Origin of the sequence: Flavobacterium succinicans LMG 10402, from assembly GCF_000611675.1 — a bacterium.
GTDB classification, from domain to species: domain Bacteria; phylum Bacteroidota; class Bacteroidia; order Flavobacteriales; family Flavobacteriaceae; genus Flavobacterium; species Flavobacterium succinicans.
Genome location: NZ_JATV01000010.1, coordinates 1 through 25,495, shown reverse-complemented (window position 1 = coordinate 25,495; position 25,495 = coordinate 1). Strand labels below are relative to the sequence as shown.

General features: G+C 37.8%; 23 protein-coding genes. 9 read left to right on the top strand and 14 right to left on the bottom strand.

Annotated elements, in window-relative coordinates:
- Positions 1-6: 6 nt before the first annotated feature.
- Both AO58_RS0110895 and AO58_RS0110890 read right to left on the bottom strand, forming a co-directional pair.
- Positions 7-5,646 (bottom strand): NACHT domain-containing protein, encoded by a 5,640-nt coding sequence (locus tag AO58_RS0110895; RefSeq protein ID WP_024981731.1) that lies wholly within the window; start codon positions 5,644-5,646, stop codon positions 7-9.
- 339 nt (positions 5,647-5,985) lie between these two features.
- The gene (locus tag AO58_RS0110890; protein WP_024981730.1) at positions 5,986-7,536 is read right to left on the bottom strand and encodes a Fic family protein; all 1,551 of its coding nucleotides are present in this window, start codon (positions 7,534-7,536) and stop codon (positions 5,986-5,988) included.
- Positions 7,537-8,407: 871 nt separating this feature from the next.
- On the opposite strand from AO58_RS0110890, the gene AO58_RS0110880 reads away from it, so the two are divergent.
- The 8 genes from AO58_RS0110880 to AO58_RS0110845 all read left to right on the top strand — a co-directional run bounded on the left by AO58_RS0110880 (position 8,408) and on the right by AO58_RS0110845 (position 13,885).
- Positions 8,408-8,785, top strand: a complete 378-nt coding sequence (locus AO58_RS0110880) for a single-stranded DNA-binding protein (RefSeq protein ID WP_024981729.1) — start codon at positions 8,408-8,410, stop codon at positions 8,783-8,785.
- A gap of 43 nt (positions 8,786-8,828) precedes the next feature.
- Complete coding sequence (locus tag AO58_RS0110875; protein WP_024981728.1) at positions 8,829-9,902, top strand: DUF932 domain-containing protein; 1,074 nt, start codon at positions 8,829-8,831, stop codon at positions 9,900-9,902.
- A 141-nt stretch (positions 9,903-10,043) separates the two neighbouring features.
- The gene (locus AO58_RS0110870; RefSeq protein WP_139225583.1) at positions 10,044-10,352 is read left to right on the top strand and encodes a hypothetical protein; all 309 of its coding nucleotides are present in this window, start codon (positions 10,044-10,046) and stop codon (positions 10,350-10,352) included.
- A gap of 42 nt (positions 10,353-10,394) precedes the next feature.
- The gene (locus AO58_RS17225) at positions 10,395-10,931 is read left to right on the top strand and encodes a PRTRC system protein E (RefSeq protein ID WP_035717704.1); all 537 of its coding nucleotides are present in this window, start codon (positions 10,395-10,397) and stop codon (positions 10,929-10,931) included.
- A gap of 17 nt (positions 10,932-10,948) precedes the next feature.
- The gene (locus tag AO58_RS0110860; RefSeq protein WP_024981726.1) at positions 10,949-11,167 is read left to right on the top strand and encodes a PRTRC system protein C; all 219 of its coding nucleotides are present in this window, start codon (positions 10,949-10,951) and stop codon (positions 11,165-11,167) included.
- Between the two features lie 14 nt (positions 11,168-11,181).
- Entirely contained in the window at positions 11,182-12,360 is a 1,179-nt protein-coding gene (locus AO58_RS0110855) for a hypothetical protein (protein ID WP_306372110.1), read from the top strand.
- Positions 12,357-13,079, top strand: a complete 723-nt coding sequence (locus AO58_RS0110850; protein ID WP_024981724.1) for a PRTRC system protein B — start codon at positions 12,357-12,359, stop codon at positions 13,077-13,079. The genes AO58_RS0110855 and AO58_RS0110850 overlap by 4 nt, the downstream gene beginning before the upstream one ends.
- Positions 13,079-13,885 (top strand): PRTRC system ThiF family protein, encoded by an 807-nt coding sequence (locus AO58_RS0110845; RefSeq protein WP_024981723.1) that lies wholly within the window; start codon positions 13,079-13,081, stop codon positions 13,883-13,885. Before AO58_RS0110850 ends, AO58_RS0110845 begins: the two co-directional genes overlap by 1 nt.
- A gap of 621 nt (positions 13,886-14,506) precedes the next feature.
- Here the strand turns inward: AO58_RS0110845 and AO58_RS0110840 are convergent.
- Genes AO58_RS0110840 through AO58_RS0110785 form a run of 12 tightly spaced genes read right to left on the bottom strand, consistent with a single transcriptional unit; the run spans position 14,507 to position 23,975 of the window.
- Entirely contained in the window at positions 14,507-14,947 is a 441-nt protein-coding gene (locus AO58_RS0110840; protein WP_024981722.1) for a DUF3872 domain-containing protein, read from the bottom strand.
- 11 nt (positions 14,948-14,958) lie between these two features.
- Positions 14,959-15,519, bottom strand: coding sequence for a conjugal transfer protein TraO (locus tag AO58_RS0110835; protein ID WP_024981721.1), 561 nt, complete (start codon positions 15,517-15,519; stop codon positions 14,959-14,961).
- A 26-nt stretch (positions 15,520-15,545) separates the two neighbouring features.
- On the bottom strand, positions 15,546-16,439 hold the full coding sequence (traN, locus tag AO58_RS0110830; protein WP_024981720.1) for a conjugative transposon protein TraN: 894 nt from the start codon (positions 16,437-16,439) through the stop codon (positions 15,546-15,548).
- A gap of 25 nt (positions 16,440-16,464) precedes the next feature.
- Positions 16,465-17,793: a conjugative transposon protein TraM gene (gene traM / locus AO58_RS0110825; RefSeq protein WP_024981719.1), complete on the bottom strand. Its 1,329-nt coding sequence runs from the start codon at positions 17,791-17,793 to the stop codon at positions 16,465-16,467.
- The gene (locus AO58_RS0110820) at positions 17,780-18,067 is read right to left on the bottom strand and encodes a hypothetical protein (RefSeq protein ID WP_024981718.1); all 288 of its coding nucleotides are present in this window, start codon (positions 18,065-18,067) and stop codon (positions 17,780-17,782) included. Before AO58_RS0110820 ends, traM begins: the two co-directional genes overlap by 14 nt.
- A gap of 20 nt (positions 18,068-18,087) precedes the next feature.
- Positions 18,088-18,516, bottom strand: coding sequence for a hypothetical protein (locus AO58_RS0110815; protein WP_024981717.1), 429 nt, complete (start codon positions 18,514-18,516; stop codon positions 18,088-18,090).
- Positions 18,517-18,526: 10 nt separating this feature from the next.
- Positions 18,527-19,150: a conjugative transposon protein TraK gene (gene traK, locus AO58_RS0110810; protein WP_024981716.1), complete on the bottom strand. Its 624-nt coding sequence runs from the start codon at positions 19,148-19,150 to the stop codon at positions 18,527-18,529.
- A 24-nt stretch (positions 19,151-19,174) separates the two neighbouring features.
- Entirely contained in the window at positions 19,175-20,167 is a 993-nt protein-coding gene (gene traJ, locus AO58_RS0110805) for a conjugative transposon protein TraJ (RefSeq protein ID WP_024981715.1), read from the bottom strand.
- A gap of 3 nt (positions 20,168-20,170) precedes the next feature.
- A complete protein-coding gene (locus AO58_RS0110800; RefSeq protein WP_024981869.1) occupies positions 20,171-20,803 on the bottom strand; it encodes a DUF4141 domain-containing protein in 633 nt (210 codons plus the stop codon).
- A 33-nt stretch (positions 20,804-20,836) separates the two neighbouring features.
- Positions 20,837-23,332, bottom strand: a complete 2,496-nt coding sequence (locus tag AO58_RS17220) for a TraG family conjugative transposon ATPase (RefSeq protein ID WP_035717702.1) — start codon at positions 23,330-23,332, stop codon at positions 20,837-20,839.
- On the bottom strand, positions 23,329-23,658 hold the full coding sequence (locus AO58_RS0110790) for a DUF4133 domain-containing protein (RefSeq protein ID WP_024981714.1): 330 nt from the start codon (positions 23,656-23,658) through the stop codon (positions 23,329-23,331). The genes AO58_RS17220 and AO58_RS0110790 overlap by 4 nt, the downstream gene beginning before the upstream one ends.
- An 11-nt stretch (positions 23,659-23,669) precedes the next feature.
- The gene (locus AO58_RS0110785; RefSeq protein ID WP_024981713.1) at positions 23,670-23,975 is read right to left on the bottom strand and encodes a DUF4134 domain-containing protein; all 306 of its coding nucleotides are present in this window, start codon (positions 23,973-23,975) and stop codon (positions 23,670-23,672) included.
- A gap of 197 nt (positions 23,976-24,172) precedes the next feature.
- On the opposite strand from AO58_RS0110785, the gene AO58_RS0110780 reads away from it, so the two are divergent.
- The gene (locus tag AO58_RS0110780) at positions 24,173-25,207 is read left to right on the top strand and encodes a hypothetical protein (RefSeq protein ID WP_024981712.1); all 1,035 of its coding nucleotides are present in this window, start codon (positions 24,173-24,175) and stop codon (positions 25,205-25,207) included.
- Positions 25,208-25,495: the final 288 nt, after the last annotated feature.

Below are 25,495 nucleotides of genomic sequence, written 5' to 3'. Positions count from 1 at the left end.
AAAAAATCAGGCAAATTCTTTCTGAACTTTTTTTATATAATACTTGGGCTTATATTTAAATAAGCTGCATAATTTTTCAAAATAATCTTTTCTGATTATGAGATCAGTTCCCTCTAATGTTGGTATTTCATCTGAAAGCGAAGAGTGGTATCCGCCTTCTCCGATGTAATCACCGCTCCATGTTCTCATTATTAAAATTTTTTTTCCTGTTTCATCATTAGCGAATAGGCCATCAGAATTTCGAACAACAGTTAATTTTAAAAGATCAATTATTTTAGGGTTTAACCAAAGAAGTTTAAAATATTCTAAAGGATCTTCTTGAATAATCGAAAAAATTATATTTTTTTCAAGTGCTAAATCTAATTTAATATCTCCCCAAAAGTGAATAGGATATAAAGCATATCTTGAATATGGAACTCCAGTCTCAGAATTATTTGAAAATACAATTCCGCCAAAATTTTTATATGGAATAGTTTTAAATGTATCTTGTTTTTTTAACTCAGTTTCAACATGTCCTAATCTAATCCAATCTCCTTTAAAGGTTTTTAAAACGGAATTTTCTTTTTCAATCTCTGATGGTCTTAGCAAATCTGATGGTCGTATACCACACGAATTTGCATGGGCAGCAATAGCATCAGTATCAATGAAGATACCTAATGTAAAAAACTCTGGTTCCTCCCAAAGCTGCCATAAACTAAATTCTTCATAACATTCCGTATTGAATATTTCCATCATGTGCTCCGATCCATAAATATGACGAACCATTTTATTATATATTCTGCTTCCATAAAGTTTAAAGTGGTCTTTATATTTTTGACTAAAAGTAGCAGCATATTTATTAAAGCAGCTATTTAAATCAATTTCGTTGGTTTCAAAGATTCGAAATTTGTAATTCAGATAATAAATAAAATCAAAGATTCCTTTTGAAATGACAGGATAAATCAATCCTTTAGGATTATATATCTTACTTATCTGGGGATTATAAAGTTGAGTAATTATGTAATCAATTAGAAAATATTTTGACGGATATACTTTAAGTAAATCTTCTTTAAAGTTTAAATGATAATTTTGGTCTTTAATTGATTTTTTATAAATGTATTGAAGCACTATAATAAATGAAGCATTTGAAAATTCCCCTCTGTTTTGAAGAAACCATTGGAATGGCTTTATTAAATTTACAGATTCAGCCATCGCAAGGTTTTCCAGCGCCATCACTGTCACTTTGTATCTATCCGAAGTTTCTGCCTTAACTCTCGATAAAAGTATAGCAAGAAAGATTTCTTCTATATTCATTTCTGTTTCGAAAACAGTTTCCCATTCAATATCTTCTTGAACAGGCAATCTATAGCTTGTGATATCCAGTAAATTTTGCCAGCATTTTTCAATTATATCTCGATCATAATTCAATGAGGCCAATAACTTTATCAAGTTAGAGGAAAACAGAGTATTGAAGCCAATTTCTAAATATATTGGTAATAGTTCAAATAGAAATTTAAATGCGTTTTGTTGGTCAATATGATAAGCTTTCAAAAAAGCTTCAGGATTTACAAATTTCTCATACCATCCTCCCGAATCAGAGACAAATCTACATACCCAATAATAACATTCTATATCATTTCCAGTTCCAAAAGCAGTGTCCAAGTCCACTTTATCGTAAAAGCTTTTATTATTTTTAAAAACAATTAATCTGATCAGTTCTTTTATGCTTTCTGATAATTCTTCAAACGTATCTAAAAAGAAACCAAAAGAATTTAAATCTTTATATTGAATATTATTTTCTTCAAAATGCAGTAGTATTTCATCGCTTTGCATCAATGAAAATGGCTGTCTTTCGGAAATGTTTTTATACCAAGGAACAAATTTCCTCGCTATTTTGTTTTCTTCGGGCTTAGGAATAATTTTTAAAGTAACTTCTTCCTGCGCATTATTGTATATGTTAATTATTTCATTTGATCTTTGTCTATTCTGAATAGGCTTCATGCCTGCAATTATTCTATCCATTAACTTTTCAGCAAGAGAAGAATTACTACTTTTTAAATTTTTATGTAGATTTAAGCAGTAAATCATGAATTTCTCGGAATCCTCGATTGGAAAAGTTAAAGCGATATATGCTTCAATTTCTGGATTTATGGAACCATTAGCATGACATAAGAGATTTATTAGGGAGGATTCTTCCCACCAGTGATATCTGGAATCTATAAGTTCATTTAATAAATACAAAGAAGCTTTTCGAAAATCAATTTTCAAGAAACTTTCAAACCACATTATTGGGAAATGATTTGATTCTTTTCCATCTGTATGTAGAACAGCTGAGTAGGCCAATATTCTTGCTTTTTTTAAATCTACCAAGCCTTTTTGAGGATTGATTGAAGAATAAAATTCAACACCTTCAATTACATCAAGTAATGTTAAGTCTTTATGCATTGTATAGGCGAGACTAAATTCAATTCCTTTTTTGAGATAATCTAATGCAATATCCTTATTTTGATGTAAAGCATAAACAGATGCTAATTGAAGATTATATTGTGCAACATTTGTGTGTAGATGATCTTGAGAATTTTCAACAATCTGCTTTTCCAATTCTGCAATAATAAGATCAATATTTTTAACATTTATAAATTCACTCAGTAATTGAAATAATTTATCTGTAGCCAAAGGTCCAGTAAGGGTTCTTTGTAAAGTAGTGGTAGTTTTATTACTTACAAGAACTAATGCTTCTATAATTTCTTTCCACTCAAATTCATTAGCCATTAGTTTTAATCCATCAGTAAATGACTCGTAAATAAACGGATGTAAAGAATATAAATCACAAGCTCGTGGTTTTCCAGCAAAAGGTCCAGTATTATAGGTAAGATAATCAAATGCCTCTTTCACTTCCGAAAATTGAGTAGTAGGTTTAGTACTAATTTTTATTATTTTAATATAATATATCAACCAGTTATAAAACCAATTTTTCCCGGTAAAGGTTTGGATAATTTCAGTGAGGAGAGCATCGTTATTTATTAGAATTCTTACACCATTAAAGAATTTTTTTATGACTTTTTCCTCTTCAGTATGAATATTGTTCATTAGTAAAATGCTATTTACTAATTCAATGATACTTTCATGGGTATAAATTTCTTTGAGTGAATCTTTAGACTTTGTCAAAAAAGCAATACTTTCATATTTATTACACAAAGATTCAATAAATTCTCTCCCCGAGTATATTTTAAACTCATTTATGAAATCTTCACGATAATTGTCTGAATGTTTTAAAACTTTTTCCCCAATTCTATTCAATCTTTCTTCATCTTTGGCTATTAATAAGCCTCGGACCAAGTATTTAAAATTATCATCATCAACATTTTTACTTTCCTTAAAATATTCCATATAAACAGACCAAGGTGCAACAAAATTATTTTCATCGCAGATATAGCAAGCCTTTAATCCATCTAAATATGGAATTGTTGGTATACCCTCAAATATTAGATAATCACTCAAATATTGAAATCCATATATTTTTCCAATGGCTTCTAAATAAATTGAATAAATTTCTTCAAATGGCTCGGGACAAGAACTAATAATTTTATTAATTTCATTTAAAAGCACTATAGAGGGTAAATTATGAGTGAAACAAGCAGCATTTACAAAAAACTTATAATTTTTTTCGATTAGTTTCCATGATTGCCCATGGACAACACTATCAGTTACAAATGTTTGATTCAATATGGAAAGAATCTTGTCAAAAGCTCCTCCTTCATGCAAAAATTGTAGATAATATCGATAAGATTTTTGATGCGAAAAGAAATTTTTGGTTTCAAACCACTCTAAAATAGGCCTGAATATTTTTTTATCAATTGAAATCGATTTTGAGTTTAAATGATCTACAATATATCTTCTAAAGCTTTCATGATATATGCTATAGCCGCTTTGAGATAAATTTACCTTCAGTACTGGAGATAAAATTTGAAGTGATTCATCTACAAATTCTCCACTATTAGTTATCTCTTTCAGCTCTTGTTTTGTTAGGCTAAAAGATACTCCGGATAAGATTTGCGGTACATCTTCGCGAAGCTGTAAATGACTTAACAGATAGGAATAATATTCACTTAAGTTAAATGAGTATTCGGGAAGCTTTTCTAATAATTTTAATGTAACAATAGGAAGCCCTTTGATTTCATCAATAAGATATTTAAGATATAGTGGATTTCCTTTGCTTTTTTGACTAAGGAAACTCACAATATTTAACCCTTTTTTTAATATCTTATTTCTAATATTATTCTTCTTTAAAAGTTTCTTTATGTCGTTTTCTGTCCAAGGTGGAAGTGTTTTTTTTGTAAAACTTTTTATAAGGTCTAGCTCAGGAATATTTTGAGAGGTAACAATTATTTTAACAAATGGAGTTGCTTTTAATTTTTCTAAACTCTCAATTATGGCTCTGTCTTGTAATGAGATTTCTGAAAAGCTCCTGAATGTAGCTATCCTTTCGATATGATCCAGCCCATCTATAATAATAAAGGTAGGTTCTTTAATATGTTGCAGAAGATGATTCAACTCATTTAAAGTACTGGCAAATTTTTGCTTTTTAATTTTTTTTAAACTTGGATAATGCAGTATAATATCGGCAATTAGATTTCCATAAAAAACATTCAGCTTGATTCTTTCCTTTTGTAAAGTATCATTCAAATCAGTATAGCAAAAATGCCTTATCACGCACATTTTCTTAGATTTGATATGGTTCATGAGATTTTCAATAAACCACGATTTGCCACTTCCTGGTTCTCCTAACAATAATATTTTTTCGTCAGATTTAATTTCATTCGTGAAATCTTCGATGGCGGAAACTCTTTTGATGTTTTCAGACTCTATTACAGGAAAAGTTTGTTCAATTGATCCATAATCTGTTATTATATTCAATTCATGAAAAACAGATGAAATTGTTATAGACTTACCTTTACTTCTGGAACGTTTTATTATAGCTAATAATGATAATATAAAAGCTTCTGGTTGCATTTGTCCATTAGGAAATACACCTATTCCTAAATCTTTGGTTTGTTCTATAACGATTTTTTCAAGATCCCCAGGTATTGTTAGGTTTAAGCTAATTTTTGGCATTAAGACTTCTATCGATAGACTGTCACAAAACTTTAAATACAAATTTCTATCAATATCTTTCGATTTAGCTCTAAATCTTTTCCAGTTGGACAATGGTTGTGAGTCTTTTGGCCAAAGTTTTTCACCTTTTATTTTAAAGACTTTAGTTGAGTCGTTTGAAAACGTACTTAATCCATCTACTTTTTCCAGTATGTCAATCAATTCATCAATTGGTGCTTGCCAAGATAAACAGATTCTAAAATCTGTGCTCTCCCTAGAGGTATGATTTAACCATGTAAAATATAGGCTGTCAATAGATAGGTTGTAACTGCTGTCAGTAGATAAATCTGTTTTTGACAGAATATGATTGTAATCAGGATTGCTGTATTTGATTTGTTTCTTAAAAGTCCTGTCTTTATTTACGATTACAAGGTCATCTATATTATCTCCCTCATATTCTTTTCTGTCAATTATAAATTCAGCTTCCCTTTCTTGCAGTATTTCACTTAAAATAAAGTATGCAGTAAGTAAATCTTGGTATTCATAACCCTCGTGTGCAGACGTTAATGCCATTTATCTGTAGATATTATTTATAAATCAATCAAGTAAAGATATAAAATATGGGAAGCAATTAGACTGTCATTTTTAGTATGTATAACACTAATGAAATGACTATATAATTATACTGAAAGTATCTAAAAAATGCATCAGGATGGAAAATCACTTATGTCTATCATTAAGTGATATACACTCTTTTGTGTGCCATAGTTGGAAAAACTTTCCTTATTTAAAATCTTTTAATAATTCTATACTGACTTGAATTTTAGTTCAGGTTGTATCCTGTACCCACAATCATAACGTAAAAAAGCCCTCAAAATGAGAGCTCGATTATCTGCAATGACATATAATTATTTATATTCGTGCGACTGGTTTCCCCTTTAAGCTTTCACTAACCAGTTTTGAAAGAAACATTGTAAAGGGCTCTATATCGCCTCCCACACTTGCACTTTCAAGAGCTGCCATGTAAGGATCACGTTCTTCCACAGGAATAACAGTCCAAGGAAATCCTCCGGAGGCTAGCATTACATTCATTAGGAATCTTGCCATCCTACCATTGCCATCCATATAGGGATGTATGTACACAAATATGAAGTGACCGAGCACTGCGCGTACCGCGGCGCTGGTTTCGCTTTCGAGTAATTCAAAAAGCGTGGGCATTGCATCTCTCAGAGCATCTCTGTTTAGAGGCACATGCAGAGAATTAGAAATATAGACCTGATTGGTTCTGTATCCTGCTAAATCCGAAGCTTTTAAAATTCCGGCTACTACACTCGGCGAAAATAATTCCTGATACCATTCTCTATGGTCATCATCGGCAACTTTTCCAGCATTGTCGCCTTCTAAAATTTTCCCGAGACTTTTCTTTACAGCTTGTGTAGCCTGCCAGTAACCTCTTGCTGCCATTGCATTCCTATGGTTTCTATCATTTTCATTCCCCTTGATGTCCCAATCACCAGTTCGGACTTTTTCAATCAACTCTACTGATACCACATATCTTTCGATAGAAAGGGAATGGTAGGCGTCTGTGACATATATCTGTTCTACAACTTCAAGGTATTTTTCTTTGTCTTTTGGAAGACCTGGTTCATCGGGAAAATACTTTATAACAACTTTTCGCCATTCATCCCACATCAACTTGATACGGTTTGCATAGGGTGATCTTTCTCTGAATGATAGAGCAACGGGAGATTTACTTTGGAAAGGATCTGTTTCGCGTACATTGTAATCAGCGGCTTTCATTGTTTTCAAAATATCATCGGCGATACGGTCTCGCCCAATATTCCGAAACGCACCGGCTAACCGTCCGGCCACTACTGAGTGTGAGCCTTCGAGAAGCGTGCCGAGAAGTTCGGATGCATCCTGAACCAGTGTCATCGCGGCGCGTACATCGACCGCATTCCTTTCGAACATTGCTGTAGAGCAGTTTGTCAAAGCGGAGTGCAATGGTAACATCCTAATGCCATTTATCTCGACAATATCGGTCATATATGGAAGCGGCGACTTCATTTCCAGTAATGACGTTTTATATAACAATGGTATGACTTTATTTGAAGCTTCCAATGCGCGAATAATCAATTGTGTAGGTACAGTCCTATTTCCTGCATGTATCATGAGAGACTGATCAGCTGAAATACAGTAGGCATCACCGTATTTATCCTTGAGATAACGTGAGCAGAATTGCCAATAGGATGTATACCATGAAGTAGTGTCACCTGCAGCTTCGTGGGGATTTGACACAATGTACCAGCCTCTGGATACTTCCTTCAAGAAGCCGTTTTTTATCAGACGCTCTCTATGCGTTCTGTTTATTTCCGATGATTTTATTGCGACAATATTCTGATCCTCCTGTAAATCACGAAGTATCTGAAGCGATGCCGCTAATTTTTCTCCAGGTGTAGCCATATTATTCTTTTCTTGAAATATTTTATATCCGAAATTATTAACCTACTATCTTTTTAAAACAAAAAAAGCTTAATAATTTTGCATCGTAATTAGCCTATCGTGCCGCACATAAATTAGCCTATTGTGTTGTATTTAAATTAGCTTGTCTTGTTGTATGCAAATTAGCCTATCATGCAAATATAATAAATTAATCAATAGTTTTGCCAATAATGATTGTGAGCTTTCCTGAAGGATGATTGTGAATCATCATCAGAGATATAGTATTTGCCTGCTCATTTATCTTGTTCACTTTACACTTACGTTCACGAAAACGTGAACACTTAATATTAGTGAACAACTATATAATTATTTACCCGCATAACTACATCAGCACTCATTACATGTGTTGTAACAGCATCTAATATTATTAATCAATAACTCTATCAACAGCAGTTTTATAAAAATTCTTAAACATCGATTTAGAGATTTTGTCATATTGATTAAATTTTCTAATCATTAGAACCATTTCCCAATCTCTTCGTTGCTTCCCCTTCATTTTTGTATTCAAAAACCAGTATGCTTTTGTCTCATTTCAGCAGCAAAGGTAACTCCGTGTTCTTAACGCAATAGCAAGGCCAGGCCCTTCAGGTTTGACAAAAAATCTCCACCCATCCGGGTTGTATTTTTTGTCAAAACCTTGCTATTGCTAAACACTAACCTTTTTATGCTCCCGAAACGAAACATAGCATACTCCGGCTCTTTAGACGAATAAAAAAAATGTCAGCAATGAAAAGTAAAATATTAAAAATGGATTTGATGAAACAAAACAGCACCTCCTCTCATTGCCGAATAAAATTTCAAAAAAAATTAATCACTAAAAATCGCAGAAATTATGAACATCACAGGAAGAGTGACAGCGGATGCACAGGTACGCAACGTGTCGAACAGCAAAACAGTAGTAAACTTTTCGGTAGCCATCAACGACAGCTACAAAAACAAAGCGGGCGAACGCATAGAGCAGACAACGTATTTCGACTGCGCCTATTGGCTTAGTCCAAAAGTAGCGCAGATACTCACAAAAGGTACGGTGGTAGAACTTACAGGCAAAGTGAGCGCAAGAGCGTGGACAGGCAGTGACGGACAACCGCACGCAGGACTGAATTTCAACACCTCGCAAATCAAACTGCACGGGGGAGGTAAAAAAGCAGATGCGGTACAAGCTCCTACAGTAAACAACAATGACAAGCCAGAGAACGACCTCCCATTTTAACAACTAGCATCAACCTTTTTTAAACTTTTTAAATCATTATATCATGGCACATAATATCAATTTCAACGAGAAAACAGGAAACTATTCATTCTTTAGCGTAAACCAAAAAGCGTGGCACGGTTTAGGGCAAATTGTAGAGCAGTATCCAACAAGCGAAGAAGCTATAAAACACGCAGGCTTAGACTATGAAGTCATCAAAACACCACTATATACCAAAGGTTCGGGAATTATTGAAACGGCAAACGGTATAGAGATAGGCAGTAACGAACTGCACGTTCCCAACTACTTTGCCAATATCCGCACCGATAACAATGCCGTATTGGGTGTGGTGGGTAAAGATTACCACATTGTACAAAACCGTGAAGCGTTCAATTTTTTTGATGCTATTGTAGGAGGTACTGAGGGTATAATGTATGAAACCGCAGGAGCGTTGGGACAGGGAGAGCGCATATTTATCACAGCCAAGCTTCCCGATTATATACGTGTAGGCAATGGAGATGACGTGACAGAAAAGTATATTTTCCTAACCACTTCGCACGATGGAAGCGGAAGTATAACAGCAGCCTTCACCCCTATCCGTATTGTTTGCCAAAATACCCTTAATGCTTCGCTTCGCAGTATGACCAACGTAGTGCGCATCAAACATACTTCGGGAGCAAAACAACGTATTGAGAATGCCCACAAAATTATGGGATTGGCGAATACCCTAAGCACACAGTTAGAGGGCATATTCAATGAATGGACTAAGGTAAGAGTTACAGACCGTGAAGTAAGAAAACTAATCCAATTGGCACTTTGCCCAAACAAAGAAACGTTGGATTTGCTTAAAAAGGGTGCGGAAGATGAAGTTTCCACCGTGTTCAAAAATGTGGTGCAAGATGCCTTTGTCTACGCTATGACAAGCGACACCCAACAAATGGACACTACTAAAGGTACATTGTTCGGAGCGTACAATGCCGTGACAGGCTACTATCAAAATGTACGCAATTACAAAGATGATGAAGCCAAGTTACAAAGTATTGTAATGGGTGGAACGGCTCAACTCAAATCACAGAAAGCATTTGAATTATGTACTGCCTTTGCAATAGACGGTACGGAAATTTTAAACCTTAATTAAATAACCACGGGCTACCGTCTTAAATGGCGGTAGTCTTTATGAACTAAAGCTATGAATATCGGAATTATAACATATAAGGAATACGAGGTAAAAAACATAGGGCTTAATTGGAATTTCAATTTATCAGAACTGCTCCACATTATGTTGAATAACAAAGATTTTGTCCGTTTTGAAATCTTTGACCCAAACAACAACCTCTTACTGTCAACATACTATCCTAATGTTGAACAAAAGGGGGTATATATCGAAGTTGTCAAGATTAAAAAAGAGACAGAAATTACTGGAATTACGTATGATGCATTCAGAACACCATCGACTATCAGCAGGATAAAAGTACGTTGGAACGTAAACGGTAGAAGGTTCAGAACGAAGAAAGGAGCCCTTGAGTATGTCTATTGGGCAAACAGAAGAGCAACTTTGAAAATTGAGTCGTTCGTTGACCGTAGATAGTCTTAAAAAAGAGCCATGTAAAAACAATTAAATTTTAGAACGATGAACACAAATTTTTTCAATCAGATAGCGCAAATGAGCATTACAGGAGATTTGCACCTGACCATAGCAAAGGGAGCAGAAAACAACCTTATTGTATCGGTTATGCTCCAAAACGAACAATGTGGAGATAACGCAAAACAACTGATACCACCGCTTAATTTAAGGGGAACGGCAGAAGAATTGGACGAGGGATTTTTTCAGCAGATAACAACTCCTTTGCAAACTGCTTCGGGCTTAATGGTAAATATGGAAGCCTTTATGAAGCAATTGGAAGAAGCTAAAAAGCAATCAGCAATGGAGAAAGAAAAAGCCGAAAAAGAAAAGAAAGAACAGGAAACCAAAGACAAAAAGTTTAAAGATGGTATGGCAAAGGCAGACGAATTGGAAAAAGAGGAAAAGTTCCGTGAAGCGTGGATGAAAGTACCCGAAATCACCGATTACCCCGAAAAAGCGGAGGAGATACGAAAACGCAAATCGGAACTATCAGACAAGTTTTCTTCAACAGGTCTGTTTGCGACAGAGCAACCTAATGTTTAATGCAAAATCCAAGAGTTATGTTATTAGCAACACAGTTAGAACGAGTATTTATACTTAAAGATAAAGGACAGGACATTAGACTGACCGACCCCGAACCACGTTGGAGTGTGGAAGCGGTATTGAATTTTTATGCCAATACCTATCCCATACTAACCACCGCAAAAATATCTGCCCCTATTATCCGTGATGATAGGATAGAATACAAATTCGAAAGCGTAATGGGAACGAAAGGTTAAACCAAAAATCAAAAATGATGAACTATGCAACGCAATATCCTATCGGGAACTATCAGCATACCCGAACAGAAAACACAACGGCAACTGCACCGACAATTGGGCGAGTTCGCAAATTGGATGCAGAGAGCCAAAGACACAAACGAAGTACGGAAAGACAAGCAGAAATCTGTACCGATAGCTATGCTACCAATGCTTTTCTAAAGTGTATGTTTCTGCCTAAACTGAAAGCAGTGCAATCCGTACAGGCTTGTAAGAGAACTGCAAAAACGGAAAGGGATTTTTACAAGTTCCTTTCCCAACTTGCCGAACATTATGGCATTGAACCGTTACAAACGCAGGATTACGGCTACCCCTACAATATGGCTTTGGCTATGTGGGATACTGAAACCAAATTAAAACAAAACAATATCAATTGGGATAATTTACGTTTGGTACAGGACAGTAAGAAAACATTTTTTACAAGCGAAGAAAGATACAGCACAGGCACAACCCTGTACTATATTCCAATTGTGCCACTCTTTCAAATGCTTAATGACCCAAAGCGTAAAAAGACGGCTCAATTGCTTGTTTCGGTTTGCAGTTATCTGTACCATATTGTCGATATACCCTATTACAGACAGGAAAACAGCTATCTATATTGGATGTACGAAATGATGAACGATTGGGTCGAACAGGATGATTGTACCGAAGAAACGGAAAGTTACATTGCAGAGATTGTAAAAGCCGAATGGATAGGCGAACGGATAGAACAAAAACTGTTCAACCGTATCAATTTACAAGTTTTTGAACATCGTTTAAACCATTTTAAAAGCCGTGACACATTCGAACAGGAGTGTCAAAAAGTGGCTTACAATGCCTTTGCCCTCTACACGCAATATCCACACGAGAGCATTTTCCGAAACGCCCCAAGACCCGAAGAAGACCCCTATAATGATGAAAACGACTCCGAAACTGTTGGAATGGAAAAATACATCTCCTTTATAGCAGATACTACAGGTTGGCTGTATGAGAGACTTGCCGACAGTATTAACAATGAGTTTAACGAGTATGAAGCAATGGAAGAACCGACCATTTGCAAACGCTTTGACGGAAGCAACATAACACAAACCAACCTTGATTTTGAGAACCGCCTATTTTCCCTTTTAGACGAACTCTGCACACTACTGTATGATTATAAAACGACAAGAAAATGAACAACGCAAACGACATAACAGAGAATTTTGGAACGCTTTACCATCCAAAATCCGCATTGGTTTTTTACCAAACCAAAGGAACGAATACCGATCTGTACGTAGAGCATTTTGATATGGATAAAACCGGAAATCCTGTCAATGCCCACCCATTGACCGTAAATGAAGCTAAAGTATTGGCGAAGGCTTTACACACCGATAAAGAAAAAGACAGAGCCTTTTTAAAGCCAAAAGGAATTTTGCCGACCAATATACTGCATATCAATCCAAGCGAAAAAGGCACGGTGCTTTGGTACACCAAAGCACAGGAACAGCAATTGTATTTTGTCAGCAGTCTGGATATGCCCAACGGCAAAGCATATGTACCGTCAATGCTTTGGTATGCCAGTAAAAACAGCCTTACTGTATTTGCTCTTGCAAGCGATAGAAGACCAACAAAAAACACACCATTGTATTATGCTCCTTTCTTCAACATTTATGAAGATGGCAAAGTATGTATGGGAACTGTAAGTATAGACATCAAAAATTCCGCTTCTGTGGAGGAATTTACAACTGCTTGGGAAGACTACTTTTTCAACAGCTATTTCAGTCATTTATTAGGAAACCACAGCCCCATCAAAGGGAATTGCGTAAGCCTTTGGAAAAAACTGATTGAAACAAGCAAAACCTTTCCTAAAGAGGTTTTGAAAAAGAACAACAAAACCCTTAAAAATCTTTTGTGATGAATACCGAGAAACTAAAAGTACATTTTACCGATAATTATCTGATAAGCCCCACCAATCCCATTACGGTAAACCTTATCGGTGCAGGTGGCACAGGCTCAAAGGTTTTGACCGCTTTAATGGAAATGAACCACAGCTTAATCGAATTGGGACACGCAGGGTTGACCGTCCGATTGTGGGATGATGATATTGTGACCAATGCCAATTTAGGAAGACAGCGTTTTGCAGAAAGTGAAACAGGCTTGTACAAATCCGTTGCACTCATCAACCGTGCAAACCGCTTTTCGGGGACAAATTGGAAAGCCGAAAGCGCAAAGTTTGAAAAGGACAGTTTGGGCAGAATTCCCGAAGAAGCACGGGCGACTATTTACATTACCTGCGTGGACAATGTACAGGCGAGATTTGGAGTTGCTGAAATACTGAAAGAAATAAGCAACCGCAGACACCACAGGGACGAACCTAAATATTGGCTGGATTTTGGTAACAGCCAGCATACAGGGCAAGTGTTACTATCTACCATAGGAAACATTCATCAACCCAATTCGGAGAAATATGAAACGGTGGCAAGCCTGCCAATGATTACGGAAGAATTTGGAGAATTATTGAAACAGTCTGAACAAGAGGACAACACCCCAAGTTGCAGTTTGGCAGAAGCATTGGAGAAACAGGATTTGTTTATCAATTCCTCTCTAACCCAGATGGGCTGTTCGCTTTTATGGAACTTGTTTCGATATGGTATGACGCCGTACAGGGGCTTTTTCCACAATCTGAAGGACTTTCGTACCCACCCCATAAAAGTCGCCTGATAACCGAAAATCGGGCGGCAAAAAGACACTCCCTTCCGATGGTCGGAAAAGTCTTTTTGCGTCAAATCGGTACAACCACTTTGCCAAAATACACCCTTCGCTTCCTCACTCCGTATTTTATCAAACAGGTTGCCATTCTATTTCTAAGGGATATACATTATCCCTTTCATAGTTTTAGCGGACTTCTTTTCTTTCCGCATAAGCGACCAAAGAAAAGAAGCAAAAGAAGGTCGCTTGGTTAAAGTTGGGTTTTAACATTTTACGGTCTAAGGTTTTATTTCTTAAATTTATAATTAAAAAAAACAGTTACATCGGAATTACCAAATGTTCCTATTCCTATGTTAGATAACATAGAATTACATTTATAAAGGTTTTCTAAACATCTGAACAATGTTGTAGCCATTAGCATTACAAGGCATTGTTTAACAGTTTGTTATCCGCATTTTATACATTCATATTATAAAGATTATAATCCCAATAAATTTAAACAAAACCAAATTAAAATGAAGACTTATAAAACAAAAAACAGTAGTAAACTTTTGCTTACTACTGTTTAAAAATTGTAATTTTTATTTTTTATTAATCCTGTATCGGTTTTTTAAGACTAAACACATTTTCACTTTAGTCACTGCTATTAAACTCAAAGCTCAATTGCTTTTCGTTTCCAAAATTATCCGAAATCCATACGTCAAAGGATTGCGATACAGTGGAGTTCGAAGTATAATAGAGCCTAAATTGCTTCGCCTGCAACGGGTACAAATCGTTGGGCAGATACGGCGGTTCTTCATAATACTGCAAAGTTCCTTGTCCATCAAACTGAAAGTAGCGAAGATAATATTGCGTGTTATTATAATTGCCGGTTGGCTGTATCGTTATCCTAATCTCCACGGTATTGCCATTAGCAATTTCTTTGGGTACGGGCATAACCTTAACCTCAAAAGGGAAATCATTTTGTATTTCCAGTTCGCCTTTGCTACAAGATGTAACAGAGCTTGTCAGGATTGCCAGCAATACATACATTGGCAGTAAGCCTATTTTGAATCTATTGAAAAATGCTGTCATAGTTTTATATTTTAGAAGTTAATCCTCAATCCTAGACCTACTGAAGTTCGGAACTGTTCCAAGTCAGTACCCCACAAAACTTTAGTACGCCCCTGAAGGATCAATACACAACGGTCGGATAGGTATGCTTCAAAAGACAGCCTTCCGCCTGTACCATAGATAAAATTGTCCTCAGTCAGTATTATTGACCCGTCATACAACTGAGCTTCGCCACGGTTAATGCTTTCATACCCCAACACACCAGTTATTCCTGCATTCAGGCTAATGTTCTTACGGGCATCGCCCAGCAGAAAGAAACTGTATCCCCCTTCGGCTGTGTAGGTTTCCTGTGGTAAGCGGAAGTCTTTATACTCATCATACTGATGCGTATATTCCAAAGCCCAAAGCTGGTAATTGCCATTTTTACCGTTTACGGTCATACCTATATTGAGGTAGTAGTTCCTGCCAGGATGGTCATTGGATAACGTTCCTGTGTTTACTTCCAGTCCTTTCTGTTTAGGAAGCATTCGTTGTGCCTGTGCGACAGTGATGCCTATAAGGGCAAACATCATCGTATAAATAAACTTTTTCATTTTTCTATCTTTATTTTAATGGATTACTAAAATTTGAGGTGCATATCATTAATCAAACGAGCCTTAATCAAATCGGAATTTTCTACCTGAAGTGTTTGATGTCTGCCCCCGTTTTTCTCAAAAATCTCAATCAACAACATCTTGTCATCGGCAATCGTAAACTGGTCTAATAGGAACACATTTTGTTCAGTTCTTTTTCCGTCAATCTCACTCAGTGGCCTGTAAGTGCGTAGTGGTATCATTGGCTTTTCCTGTACCACGGTTCGCTTTGCAATCTTTTTGTCCACTACCTTGAAATTGATAAAATCAATCTGGAAAGGAACATTGGTACGGTTTGCGAGTTCTGTATGGAAATAGTATTTACCATTATGGATGTAAATTCCTTTGAGAATAAACTGTATGCCGAAACTTTTCGCCCCGATATGCTTTACAATACGCTTATCGTTTTTGTAAATGGTTTCCAATAACAAACCTGCCAGAGATGGAGAATTGTTTCCCAATTCTTCAAAAAGCACATCGTTCCCGCCCGCTTTATCCACTGCCTTTTGCATTGATAGCAGGTCATAACTCAATGCCTCTGGGCATGAATTATAATGTACATTGAAGCTGTAAAAGCGGCCGTCATTGGTAATCACCGAAAAATTTGTCTCTGGTGCAAACTCTCTTATCGATGCTTTTACACGAAGTACATTTTCCGCATCTTCTGCTTTTCCTGCAATAAGGTATTCACTGCCCAGATCCACATAGCGTATAGCAGTTGGGAAAATCAGATGTGAAGTTTTGTCATAAGTAACTTCCATACAGAACGGTTCTATCTTACCTAAAGTAAGGGAACTTTTTGCACTGTCCTGTGCAAAAGAGGAAATGGCAAAGCCAATGATCAGGGCAAATGCCCACAAGGTTCTAAAATGATTTTTCATTGTTTAATTCTATTTATGTTTTACATTATTTTTTGGAGACAAGAAACAGTTGATGACCTGCCTTTAAGGTAACTTTCGGTGTCTTCACTTTTTTGGAGAAATAGCCCGAGATGCCCTGTACTACACCACGGCTCAAATCAGCGGCAACCTGTTGTCCTGCTGATTGGGTAAGCATCAGGCTTGTACCGGATTGCTGGCTCATATTCCCTGCCATTTCGCTAAGGGCATTCATTTCGGGCGAATACGGCACATACAAACCCTGCTGACCGTCCAGATCATAAACCGTAATATCAACCGGGAGGATGTTTCCCTCCAATTCTATGGAAATAACCTTCATCTGTAAACGTCCTCCCTCAAGTTTGGCGTTAGCCGTTAAAATTGTTCCTTTGGGAATGGTACGATTAGGCGTTTGGACAGGCTCCAATAAACGGAGGCGTACACCGCTTTCACCGATAATAGTCTGCGTTTCCTGTACACAGGCTTTGATGCTGTTTTTGGGCAGTACCACTTGTTCTAAAGCACCAGCAGTGTAAAAACGGCTGTTCCTGTTCCAGCTCCAATCCGCTAAAAAGACACTATCGCTACGCTCACGATACAAAGCCGATACAGTGTTCTTTTTTGTAGAAGTGAATGCCACAAACTGCTCTTTTTGTGTAGAGGAAGAAGACTTAGAAACAGCACCATTTACAGGTACTGCTTCTCCCGTATTTGTGCCTGAAGGAAGATATTTTGCAGCCATCTGATAGGATTTCTCCATTAATGCCAATTGGTCATCTACTGTTACTCTGGCTGGAGCATCTTTCTCAGCTAGTTTTTCCTTTAATTCTTCCAATTGCTTACGGAGTTCCTTCGTTTCAGAATTATCGTCCTTATAGAAAGAGCCCAATGTGCTTTGCACGTTGCCGTAACTGTTCAAAGCGGGATTACTATTTTTTCCAGATTCGTTGGCACTACTATAGCTTTCTTCCTCTTCAGGCAACTCGTCTCCCGTCTCTCCTTTTTCGTCTTCATTCCAGTAATCAGAAAGAGATGTGAGATCGTTCCGTTTTTCCTGATTCTTACTTTCCAGCATTTCCTCTTCGTATGCCTTGCCCTTATCGTCAGGCATTCCTGCACCCGTGGCCTGAGGCACGACATCGTTCAATCCGATTTTCTCAATTTCTTTTTTCTCTGAAGACGGTTTAAAGATCTGGTATATACAGCCGAGGAACACAATACCCATCAAACCAAAGATGAGTGGCTTTTTAAGCTTTTGAATTTTGTCCTGTGTACTGTCTTGCAGTACATCATCGGTTGCTGCTGGGTTACCTTCCGTTACCCGAACAACCGTTTTTTTGTTCTCATTTACTTTCATAAATCTTATTTTTATAAATTGTTGTTAATGTATCCTGCAATTTTGTAGGACTTTCATTTTTTTTGTGGATGGGGTTCTCGATATGCTCAATGCCTATATCGTTACGGGACTTTGAAGTTTCATACCATACTTTGCCAATGACCCCTGCAGTAAGTAGCAGATAGCCCACAAAGAAGTACAGCATACATTGATGCTGTTTTTGTATTGGCAATACCCGCCAACGTTCATCCAGCTTGTCAAAGTACCTGTCCATAGTTGTTCTTAATTTTTTCATAGCCTTCAAATTTCTTTTTGTTATAGCTTGAAACGCTTTGGACTTTTTTCTGCCTCCTGCTTCGGCTCTTCACTAACCAAAGCGATTGAAGCAATTGCTTTGGGTACGGATAGTATAGAAAGGTCTGTCAAAGTTGATTTTTTCATCAGTTGTCCGAAGCCATCTTTTTTTGCTACCTCCATTCTGTTGAGAGAGAATTTGCCGTTCAGGTATTTTATCCACATATTGCATTCTACACGAGGCTTATCTTCTCCTGACCATTGCAGATAGCTTGTCAGCAACAATTCCTGTTTAGGCAAATTGTCGGCATCCTTTTGGCAACTTTCGAGATATTCACAAATACTGTCTTTTAGCTTTCCGGGATACGCGCCCTGAGTGTGGAAATAACCGCTATATCCTTTTTCGGTAAGGGTTATAGCGAAGGTGTTTAAATCTGAAAATGTTTCCATACTCTTATTTTTAGCGTTCAATAACTTCAATGTCCTTGTTTTCGACCACCGAAAATTTTTCGATATTGAAGCCCTGCGGGTTATTATCCGAACGGACGGAATTGACCAGATAGCAGGAAGTTACCAGATTACGTTTGGTTACATTACTGGAACGGATAATAAACTGTTTAGCATACGTATGTACCGCATAGGGATACTTGTCGAAATTGCAAACCACGCTATCCACTTCGATACGCTGCTGTACATTCCCCGATATAATACGGTTGTAATATCCTTTTTCCGAAAGGTCTTTGTAATAATCAAAAGCACTTTTATCTGCAAGGTTAAACGCCCGGCTCATATTGCTTTCGATAGCATTTTTATCAGGAGCCAGCGTAAAAAACAGTTCGTGAAAACGTCTTACGTGTTCCCTTGCTTCAACTGGTCGGTTGATGGATGCATCCTGTGCAAGAGCCAGCATTAGTGATTTCCCATTGTCCAGTACATAGATTTTTTGGCGTTGTTCTTCTGCAAAGCGGTAGGATTGCCATACGGTATATCCTGTAACACTTATGCAGAGAACGGCAAATACAAGGGCGTAAAGTCTTATTTGACGAAAGCTGTTTTCGATATTTCTTAGCGTTTTAAATTCCATTATTTACTGATTTATCATTTTACATTATTTGAGTAACTGTCCACCGATATTTCCTGCTGCCGAACCTGCCCCAGCTCCAGCAATATTTCCAGCTTTCATTGCGGCTTGATTCACGTTACGGGTAAAATTTCCTGCGCCACCAGCCTGAATAATCCAGCCTGTCACGGTTGGTATGGTAAAATATCCCACTATACCAATGATCATAAAAATGACATACACGGTGTTTGAGGTGTCTGGAATGAAAGTCGGATCCGCAAGCATTTCAATATCCCTTTCTATAATCAGGGATTGTATCTTGGCAAGCATGGAGCTAAACAGGTCTGCTACGGGCAGCCATAGATACACGCTAACATATCGGGTAAGCCATTGCGTAAGTGTGGACTGAAAGCCATCCCAGACCGATATAGCAAAAGCTATCGGACCCAAAATTGATAACACAATCAAAAAGAATGTACGTATGGTGTCAATCACCAAAGCAGCTGCTTGAAATAGAATTTCCAGCAATTCCCTGAACCAGTTTTTTACAGACTGCTCAATCCTGTACATCTCTTTTTCCATATACATCCCCGACATCGTGACCAGATCAGATGGTGACCAACCCAGTTCTTCCAGCTTTTTATCGAACTCTTCGTTAGATACCAAATAGGCATTTTCAGGATTTCGAAGCATGGCTTCCCGTTCCAACAGATCCTTTTTTGTCTGTAGGTCGTTCAGGTCAAGCACCTGATTTTCGAGGATGGCATGCGTCCCTTGTACTATCGGACTAAGGATTGCATTGATTGTTCCAAGTACCATGGTTGGGAAAAACATGATGCAAAGACCTAAAGCAAAAGGACGCAGTAAAGGGTACACATCAATCGGCTCTGCCCGGCTTAGTGCCTGCCACACTTTAATTGCTACATAAAATAAGGCTCCCAAACCAGCCACTCCTTTCGCCACTGCCGACATATCGGCTGACAGTGGCAGCATCTCATCATACAAGGAGCGCAGAACCTCGTGAAGATTATTAAATTCCATAACCTACCAGTATTTTTCGTTAGCAGTCCCATAGAGTTCGAGTACTCTTTTACTATTATTCTGTTTTTTTGCCCTTAGAAAACTTACTGAGATATTTTTGTTCGTATAATAGCGTACAAGGCTGTGGTATCCCTTTATTTCTTTGTACACACGGTCAATAATATCCATACGCTCTTTGTCATTCAACGACAAGCTGGAAGAGCTTACTATCTGTTTGAGTTCTTTCAGCAGTTCGGTACTTTCGTTAAGCAGAGCTGCATAACCATTGGCGATAGCTATTAATTCCTGAGCAGAAAAATTGGGGTCGTTCATCATTTTGCCAAAATTCTGCACATACATTTCTGACACATCCCCAACCAGCAGTACGGTCTGCTGCACCTTGCGTGCATCTTTCACTAGATTATTTACAGCTTGTAGCTTGTCGTAGTATTCTTTGCCTTGTTTATATACCTTTTCCACTTCCTTGAAATTTTTGACAACATTGGATACTGTGTTTGAAGTCTGAACAATTTCATTGGCACTGTTAAGAATACCTGAAGCCAGGTTTGCAGGATCGGTAACCACCCATTGGGCTTTTGCAGACGGTGCTACAGCCAACATTAGTGCTGTTAACACCATGAATAATATTTTTTTCATTTCTCTTTTATTTTTAATGATTAATAATTTGTTTTACTTTTCTCTTCTTTGCAGGGCTATACGCTTGATGGCCTGCTCTACATTTCCATCCAGTTCACCGGCAAGCCGCATCACTTCCATTTTTTCCGTTTCTTCGGTGGTATAGGCGAGATATTCTTCTACGGACACTTCTGTGGCATATACTGCCGAATGGGTTCCACCCAAACCAATCCACACTTCCTTGTAAAGCCGTGACGGGTCATTGTTCATGTTAATGGAAAGTACCTGTCCCTTCTCCTTGTCCGTAAGTCCAAGCATAGCCTGTATATCATCAAACTTGTTCATGTACTTGCGCTGGTCGAGCAGGATTTTACAATCGGAATTATTGATGATACTTTCCTTGACAATGGGTGATTGGATGATGTCATCCACTTCCTGTGTTACGACGATAGCTTCACCGAAGAACTTCCTAACTGTTTTGAAGAGGTACTTTATATATTCTGCCATTCCCTCTTTGGCAATGGCTTTCCAAGCCTCTTCAATCAGGATGAGTTTGCGGATACCTTTCAATCTTCTCATCTTGTTGATGAACACCTCCATGATGATGATGGTCACGATTGGAAAGAGAATCTTGTGGTCTTTAATCGCATCAATTTCAAACACAATGAAGCGTTTGGAAAGCAGGTCTAACTGTTTGTCGGAATTTAGCAGGTAATCATACTCGCCACCTTTGTAATAAGGTTCCAGTACGTTCAGGAAATTGGCGATGTCAAAATCTTTTTCCCTGACCTGTTTTTCATCCAATACCTTACGGTAATCACCCTGAACATATTCATAGAAACCATTGAAAGAAGGAAATACATCATCCTGTTTGATACGTTCGATATACCCGCTTACCGCATTGGACAATGCCACCTCTTCTGAACGGGTCGGCGGTTCATCATCACGTTTCCAAAGCGTAAGTATCAGGGTTTTGACACTTTCTCTTTTTTCGATGTCGAACACGCCATCATCGGTATAGAAAGGATTAAAAGCAATGGGATTGTCTTCTGTGTAAGTGAAATAAACCCCGTCTTCGCCTTTGGTTTTTCCTTTGATAAGTTCACATAACCCCTGATACGAATTACCCGTATCCACAAGCAGGACGTGTGCACCTTGCTCATAGTATTGCCTGACCATGTGGTTGGTAAAGAAAGATTTACCGCTTCCCGAAGGTCCCAATATAAACTTGTTTCGGTTTGTGATAATGCCACGCTTCATTGGCAAATCGGAAATATCCAGATGGATTGGCTTTCCGGTCAGACGGTCTGCCATCTTGATCCCAAATGGCGATGGCGAATTGTGATAGTTGGTTTCTTCAGTGAATAAGCATAAAGCAGGCTCAATGAACGTATAAAAGCTTTCTTCACTTGGAAAATCGCCAGCATTTCCCGGCATTCCTGCCCAGTAGAGCGTAGCTACATCGGTGGTATTATGACGGGGCTTGCATTCCATAAGTGCCAAAGCACTACCGCAGTCGTTCTTTAACTGTTTAAATTCACTCGGGTCATTCGACCAAGCCATGATGTTGAAGTGTGCCCTGATGGAGGATAGCCCAAAACTGTGTGCTTCGTTCAAGTATCGCTCTATCCATTCTTTATTGATCTGGTTGGCACGGCTGTAACGAGCCAATGAATGCATATTCCTTGCAGACTTCTCAAACTTTTGCAGGTTGTCTTCACTGTTATCCAAAAACAGATATTGATTGTAGATGTGATTGCAGTTTAGCAACAAGCCCACTGGAGCAGCAAACGACAAACGGCAGTCGCTCCGGTCGGTAGATAGTTTTTCGTAACGAGTATCTGCTGATACTGTTGAGGGCAGGTCGTCTGTATCGGATAAGGTATGCAGGCACAATCTTTTGTTGCCAACACGTACTTCCTCAGCTCCCAATCCGATGTCCTGCATTGGTGTCCCGACCTCCCTCGACAGCGTTAGATACTGTTCCAATAACCCCTGTTTTTCATCCGTACCAATGATGTCCTCTTCTGTAAGACGTCGCAAACCGATAAATCCGCTGTCATTTGCAATACGTTCAAATTGTCCAACGGCTTCCATGAAACGATGGATCACTTCCTTGTCCCTGATTTCTTTTGGTATAAGAGCACCTTTGCAAAGCGATGAAAAATTGCTCTGCATTCGCATTCTTTCCTTAGTGGTCTTGGTCAGGAACAGGTAGCAATAATGATTAAGAAAAGGACGTTCGTTAAAATGCAGTTGATAGGATTTACCCAAAAAACTCAAATCATCGCCAGCAATATCGGGCGCATAGTTTTCCTTGATGTACCAGTCCTGTTTATGGATGACCGTATAATCGGGCAAAGTCTTGATGGCTTTGTGCCAAGCGGAATGAATAGCTTCATATTCAGCAGAAGCCACCGTAAACAGTTCCGGCAAATGCACTTCAAAACAGGCGGTAATGTCAGCATCCTTCGAGAGAATACAATTATTTTCTACCGCCAGTAATGGAAACTTATTTTCCAGCGTAGTGGTCTTGGCTACATTTCTCATACGGCATTCGATTTAGAAGTGAACTTTAAATAGCGGTGTACCGCCTTGCGGCAGATGATGTATCGTGGGTGTCTTTTTCTTGCCCCAATTTTCATCAGCCCGTGTTCCCCATACTTTTTGTTTAGTGAGAAAGTTTGCCATACAATCAGCGAAGCACCGCCTGCTCCAAGCAACAGGCAGATGTAAGAGTTTACGCCTGCCATATACAGTATCATGACTAGGATAAGCATACCAAGCAGTCCGCCTGCGAAAATGAACAAGTATTGTGCTTTCAACCCCTTAAATTCTACTGTTCTTCCGATGCCTTTATTAATATTGTAATTCATAAGGCAAGGGATTAAAGGAAGAATGAACGTAAAATGGTAGCGGCTACGATTAAGAAGATACATGCACCAAACCAGCTTGCTGCAGTCTTGCTTGTATCGGGATCTCCGCTACTGAACTTACCGTACACTTTAACCCCTCCAATGAGACCTACCACGGCTCCAATAGCATAGATGAGTTGTGTAGCAGGATCGAAATAGGACGTAACCATTTGAGTCGCTTCGGTGATACCAGCTGAACCGTCTCCCTGTGCCAACACACTGAAGCCTGTCAGCATTGCCATTGTTGCCAGCAGGATTTTTTTTCTTTGTTTTTCCATGATTTTAACACTTTAAATTGTTATGTTTTTCCTGCTCCATGCAGGTTTTCCAGACAAATATCTCATGGAATAGAAAGTGTTATAACAAAGTGGCAGTAAGCGGAATTACTTGGCAGTGTGTGACATTGTTACTTTTAATATTTCGTAACTTGCCATTATCAATATAGGATTCAATCAACTGAATAATAAATGAGAAAATGACAAAAGAGGAAGGTATAAAACAAGTATATGGTGGAGGTGGCCATGTTGTTATTTTAGGAGCTGGTGCAAGTATTGCATCCACAATAAGAAATAGTGAATTAAATGGTAAAAGATTGCCTTCAATGGATAATTTTGCAGAGGTAGTCGGTTTACAGGATTTATTAGAATTAGTACCGCAAAAATTACGCGATAGTAATTTTGAAAAACTGTATGGAAATCTGCATAGAGAAATCCCTAATTCAGAAATTCTTATAGCAATAGAAGAACGCATTCAAGCATATTTTGGCGACATGAAACTTCCTGAAGTACCAACCATATATGACTATATGGTATTGGCTCTAAGAAACAAAGATTTAATTGCAACATTTAATTGGGATCCTTTTCTGTATCAGGCATGGGTTAGAAATAGAGAATTTACGAAAGACCTCCCTCGCCTTTCCTTCTTACATGGTAATGTAGCTATTGGTTACAGTGCTGATGATAAAAGGTGCGGCCCTGTTGGCTATCAAATGCGAAAAGATGGTGGTGTGTTTGAACCAACAAAACTTTTATACCCCGTTGAGCAAAAAAACTACACAGATGATGAGTTTATCAACATTGAATGGGAAAGAGTAAAGTATTGGCTAGGTAAGGAAAGTGGAACTGTAAGAGCAACTATATTTGGTTATGGCGCACCTGTTTCAGATGTAGAAGCTGTTTCATTACTAAACGGAGCCTGGGGTACTCCAGATGAAAGAGAAATGGAGCAATTTGAAGTTATAGATATTACTCCTGAAGATATTTTACGTAATAGATGGAACGGATTCATTCATACTCACCATTATGATATAGCAAATAATTATTTTGAATCATCATTAGCTTATAATCCAAGAAGAACAAGTGAAAGTTACTTTAGTCATTACCAACCAATAACACCAAGTGAAGCATTTAGGAAAAATAATCCTGTTCCTCAAGATTTCAATACCTTGGACGAGTTATGGGAATGGCATAGATCACTACTTGAAGCCGAAATTGCTACGATGGAACAATAACATTCATAAATATATTACTGAAAATAACAGAACAATTATCATTGCTATCCGAAAGTTTTAATGAATGAGCATAAAACACCTTGTTACCCATTATAAATAGGCGTTTACTTTTTTATTGTGCTGAAAATAAGTCAGAACTGAATTTTAATTCTGGTTCTGATCTTATTTTTTTGGCTCCATCTCCAACCTGATTGCAGATATAATCTAAACTTAAATAATACACTAAACAGATTCTGATTTTTTCAACCAGATTTGAGAATGACTTTGTCTTTTTTGATATGGTTCTGT

What these genes read in the sequence shown, in the direction of transcription:
- AO58_RS0110895 (WP_024981731.1), bottom strand. Translation starts at nt 5,646, where the DNA reads ATGGCATTAACGTCTGCACACGAGGGTTATGAATACCAAGATTTACTT.
- AO58_RS0110890 (WP_024981730.1), bottom strand. Translation starts at nt 7,536, where the DNA reads ATGGCTACACCTGGAGAAAAATTAGCGGCATCGCTTCAGATACTTCGT.
- AO58_RS0110880 (WP_024981729.1), top strand. Translation starts at nt 8,408, where the DNA reads ATGAACATCACAGGAAGAGTGACAGCGGATGCACAGGTACGCAACGTG.
- AO58_RS0110875 (WP_024981728.1), top strand. Translation starts at nt 8,829, where the DNA reads ATGGCACATAATATCAATTTCAACGAGAAAACAGGAAACTATTCATTC.
- AO58_RS0110870 (WP_139225583.1), top strand. Translation starts at nt 10,044, where the DNA reads ATGTTGAATAACAAAGATTTTGTCCGTTTTGAAATCTTTGACCCAAAC.
- AO58_RS17225 (WP_035717704.1), top strand. Translation starts at nt 10,395, where the DNA reads ATGAACACAAATTTTTTCAATCAGATAGCGCAAATGAGCATTACAGGA.
- AO58_RS0110860 (WP_024981726.1), top strand. Translation starts at nt 10,949, where the DNA reads ATGTTATTAGCAACACAGTTAGAACGAGTATTTATACTTAAAGATAAA.
- AO58_RS0110855 (WP_306372110.1), top strand. Translation starts at nt 11,182, where the DNA reads ATGATGAACTATGCAACGCAATATCCTATCGGGAACTATCAGCATACC.
- AO58_RS0110850 (WP_024981724.1), top strand. Translation starts at nt 12,357, where the DNA reads ATGAACAACGCAAACGACATAACAGAGAATTTTGGAACGCTTTACCAT.
- AO58_RS0110845 (WP_024981723.1), top strand. Translation starts at nt 13,079, where the DNA reads ATGAATACCGAGAAACTAAAAGTACATTTTACCGATAATTATCTGATA.
- AO58_RS0110840 (WP_024981722.1), bottom strand. Translation starts at nt 14,947, where the DNA reads ATGACAGCATTTTTCAATAGATTCAAAATAGGCTTACTGCCAATGTAT.
- AO58_RS0110835 (WP_024981721.1), bottom strand. Translation starts at nt 15,519, where the DNA reads ATGAAAAAGTTTATTTATACGATGATGTTTGCCCTTATAGGCATCACT.
- traN (WP_024981720.1), bottom strand. Translation starts at nt 16,439, where the DNA reads ATGAAAAATCATTTTAGAACCTTGTGGGCATTTGCCCTGATCATTGGC.
- traM (WP_024981719.1), bottom strand. Translation starts at nt 17,793, where the DNA reads ATGAAAGTAAATGAGAACAAAAAAACGGTTGTTCGGGTAACGGAAGGT.
- AO58_RS0110820 (WP_024981718.1), bottom strand. Translation starts at nt 18,067, where the DNA reads ATGAAAAAATTAAGAACAACTATGGACAGGTACTTTGACAAGCTGGAT.
- AO58_RS0110815 (WP_024981717.1), bottom strand. Translation starts at nt 18,516, where the DNA reads ATGGAAACATTTTCAGATTTAAACACCTTCGCTATAACCCTTACCGAA.
- traK (WP_024981716.1), bottom strand. Translation starts at nt 19,150, where the DNA reads ATGGAATTTAAAACGCTAAGAAATATCGAAAACAGCTTTCGTCAAATA.
- traJ (WP_024981715.1), bottom strand. Translation starts at nt 20,167, where the DNA reads ATGGAATTTAATAATCTTCACGAGGTTCTGCGCTCCTTGTATGATGAG.
- AO58_RS0110800 (WP_024981869.1), bottom strand. Translation starts at nt 20,803, where the DNA reads ATGAAAAAAATATTATTCATGGTGTTAACAGCACTAATGTTGGCTGTA.
- AO58_RS17220 (WP_035717702.1), bottom strand. Translation starts at nt 23,332, where the DNA reads ATGAGAAATGTAGCCAAGACCACTACGCTGGAAAATAAGTTTCCATTA.
- AO58_RS0110790 (WP_024981714.1), bottom strand. Translation starts at nt 23,658, where the DNA reads ATGAATTACAATATTAATAAAGGCATCGGAAGAACAGTAGAATTTAAG.
- AO58_RS0110785 (WP_024981713.1), bottom strand. Translation starts at nt 23,975, where the DNA reads ATGGAAAAACAAAGAAAAAAAATCCTGCTGGCAACAATGGCAATGCTG.
- AO58_RS0110780 (WP_024981712.1), top strand. Translation starts at nt 24,173, where the DNA reads ATGACAAAAGAGGAAGGTATAAAACAAGTATATGGTGGAGGTGGCCAT.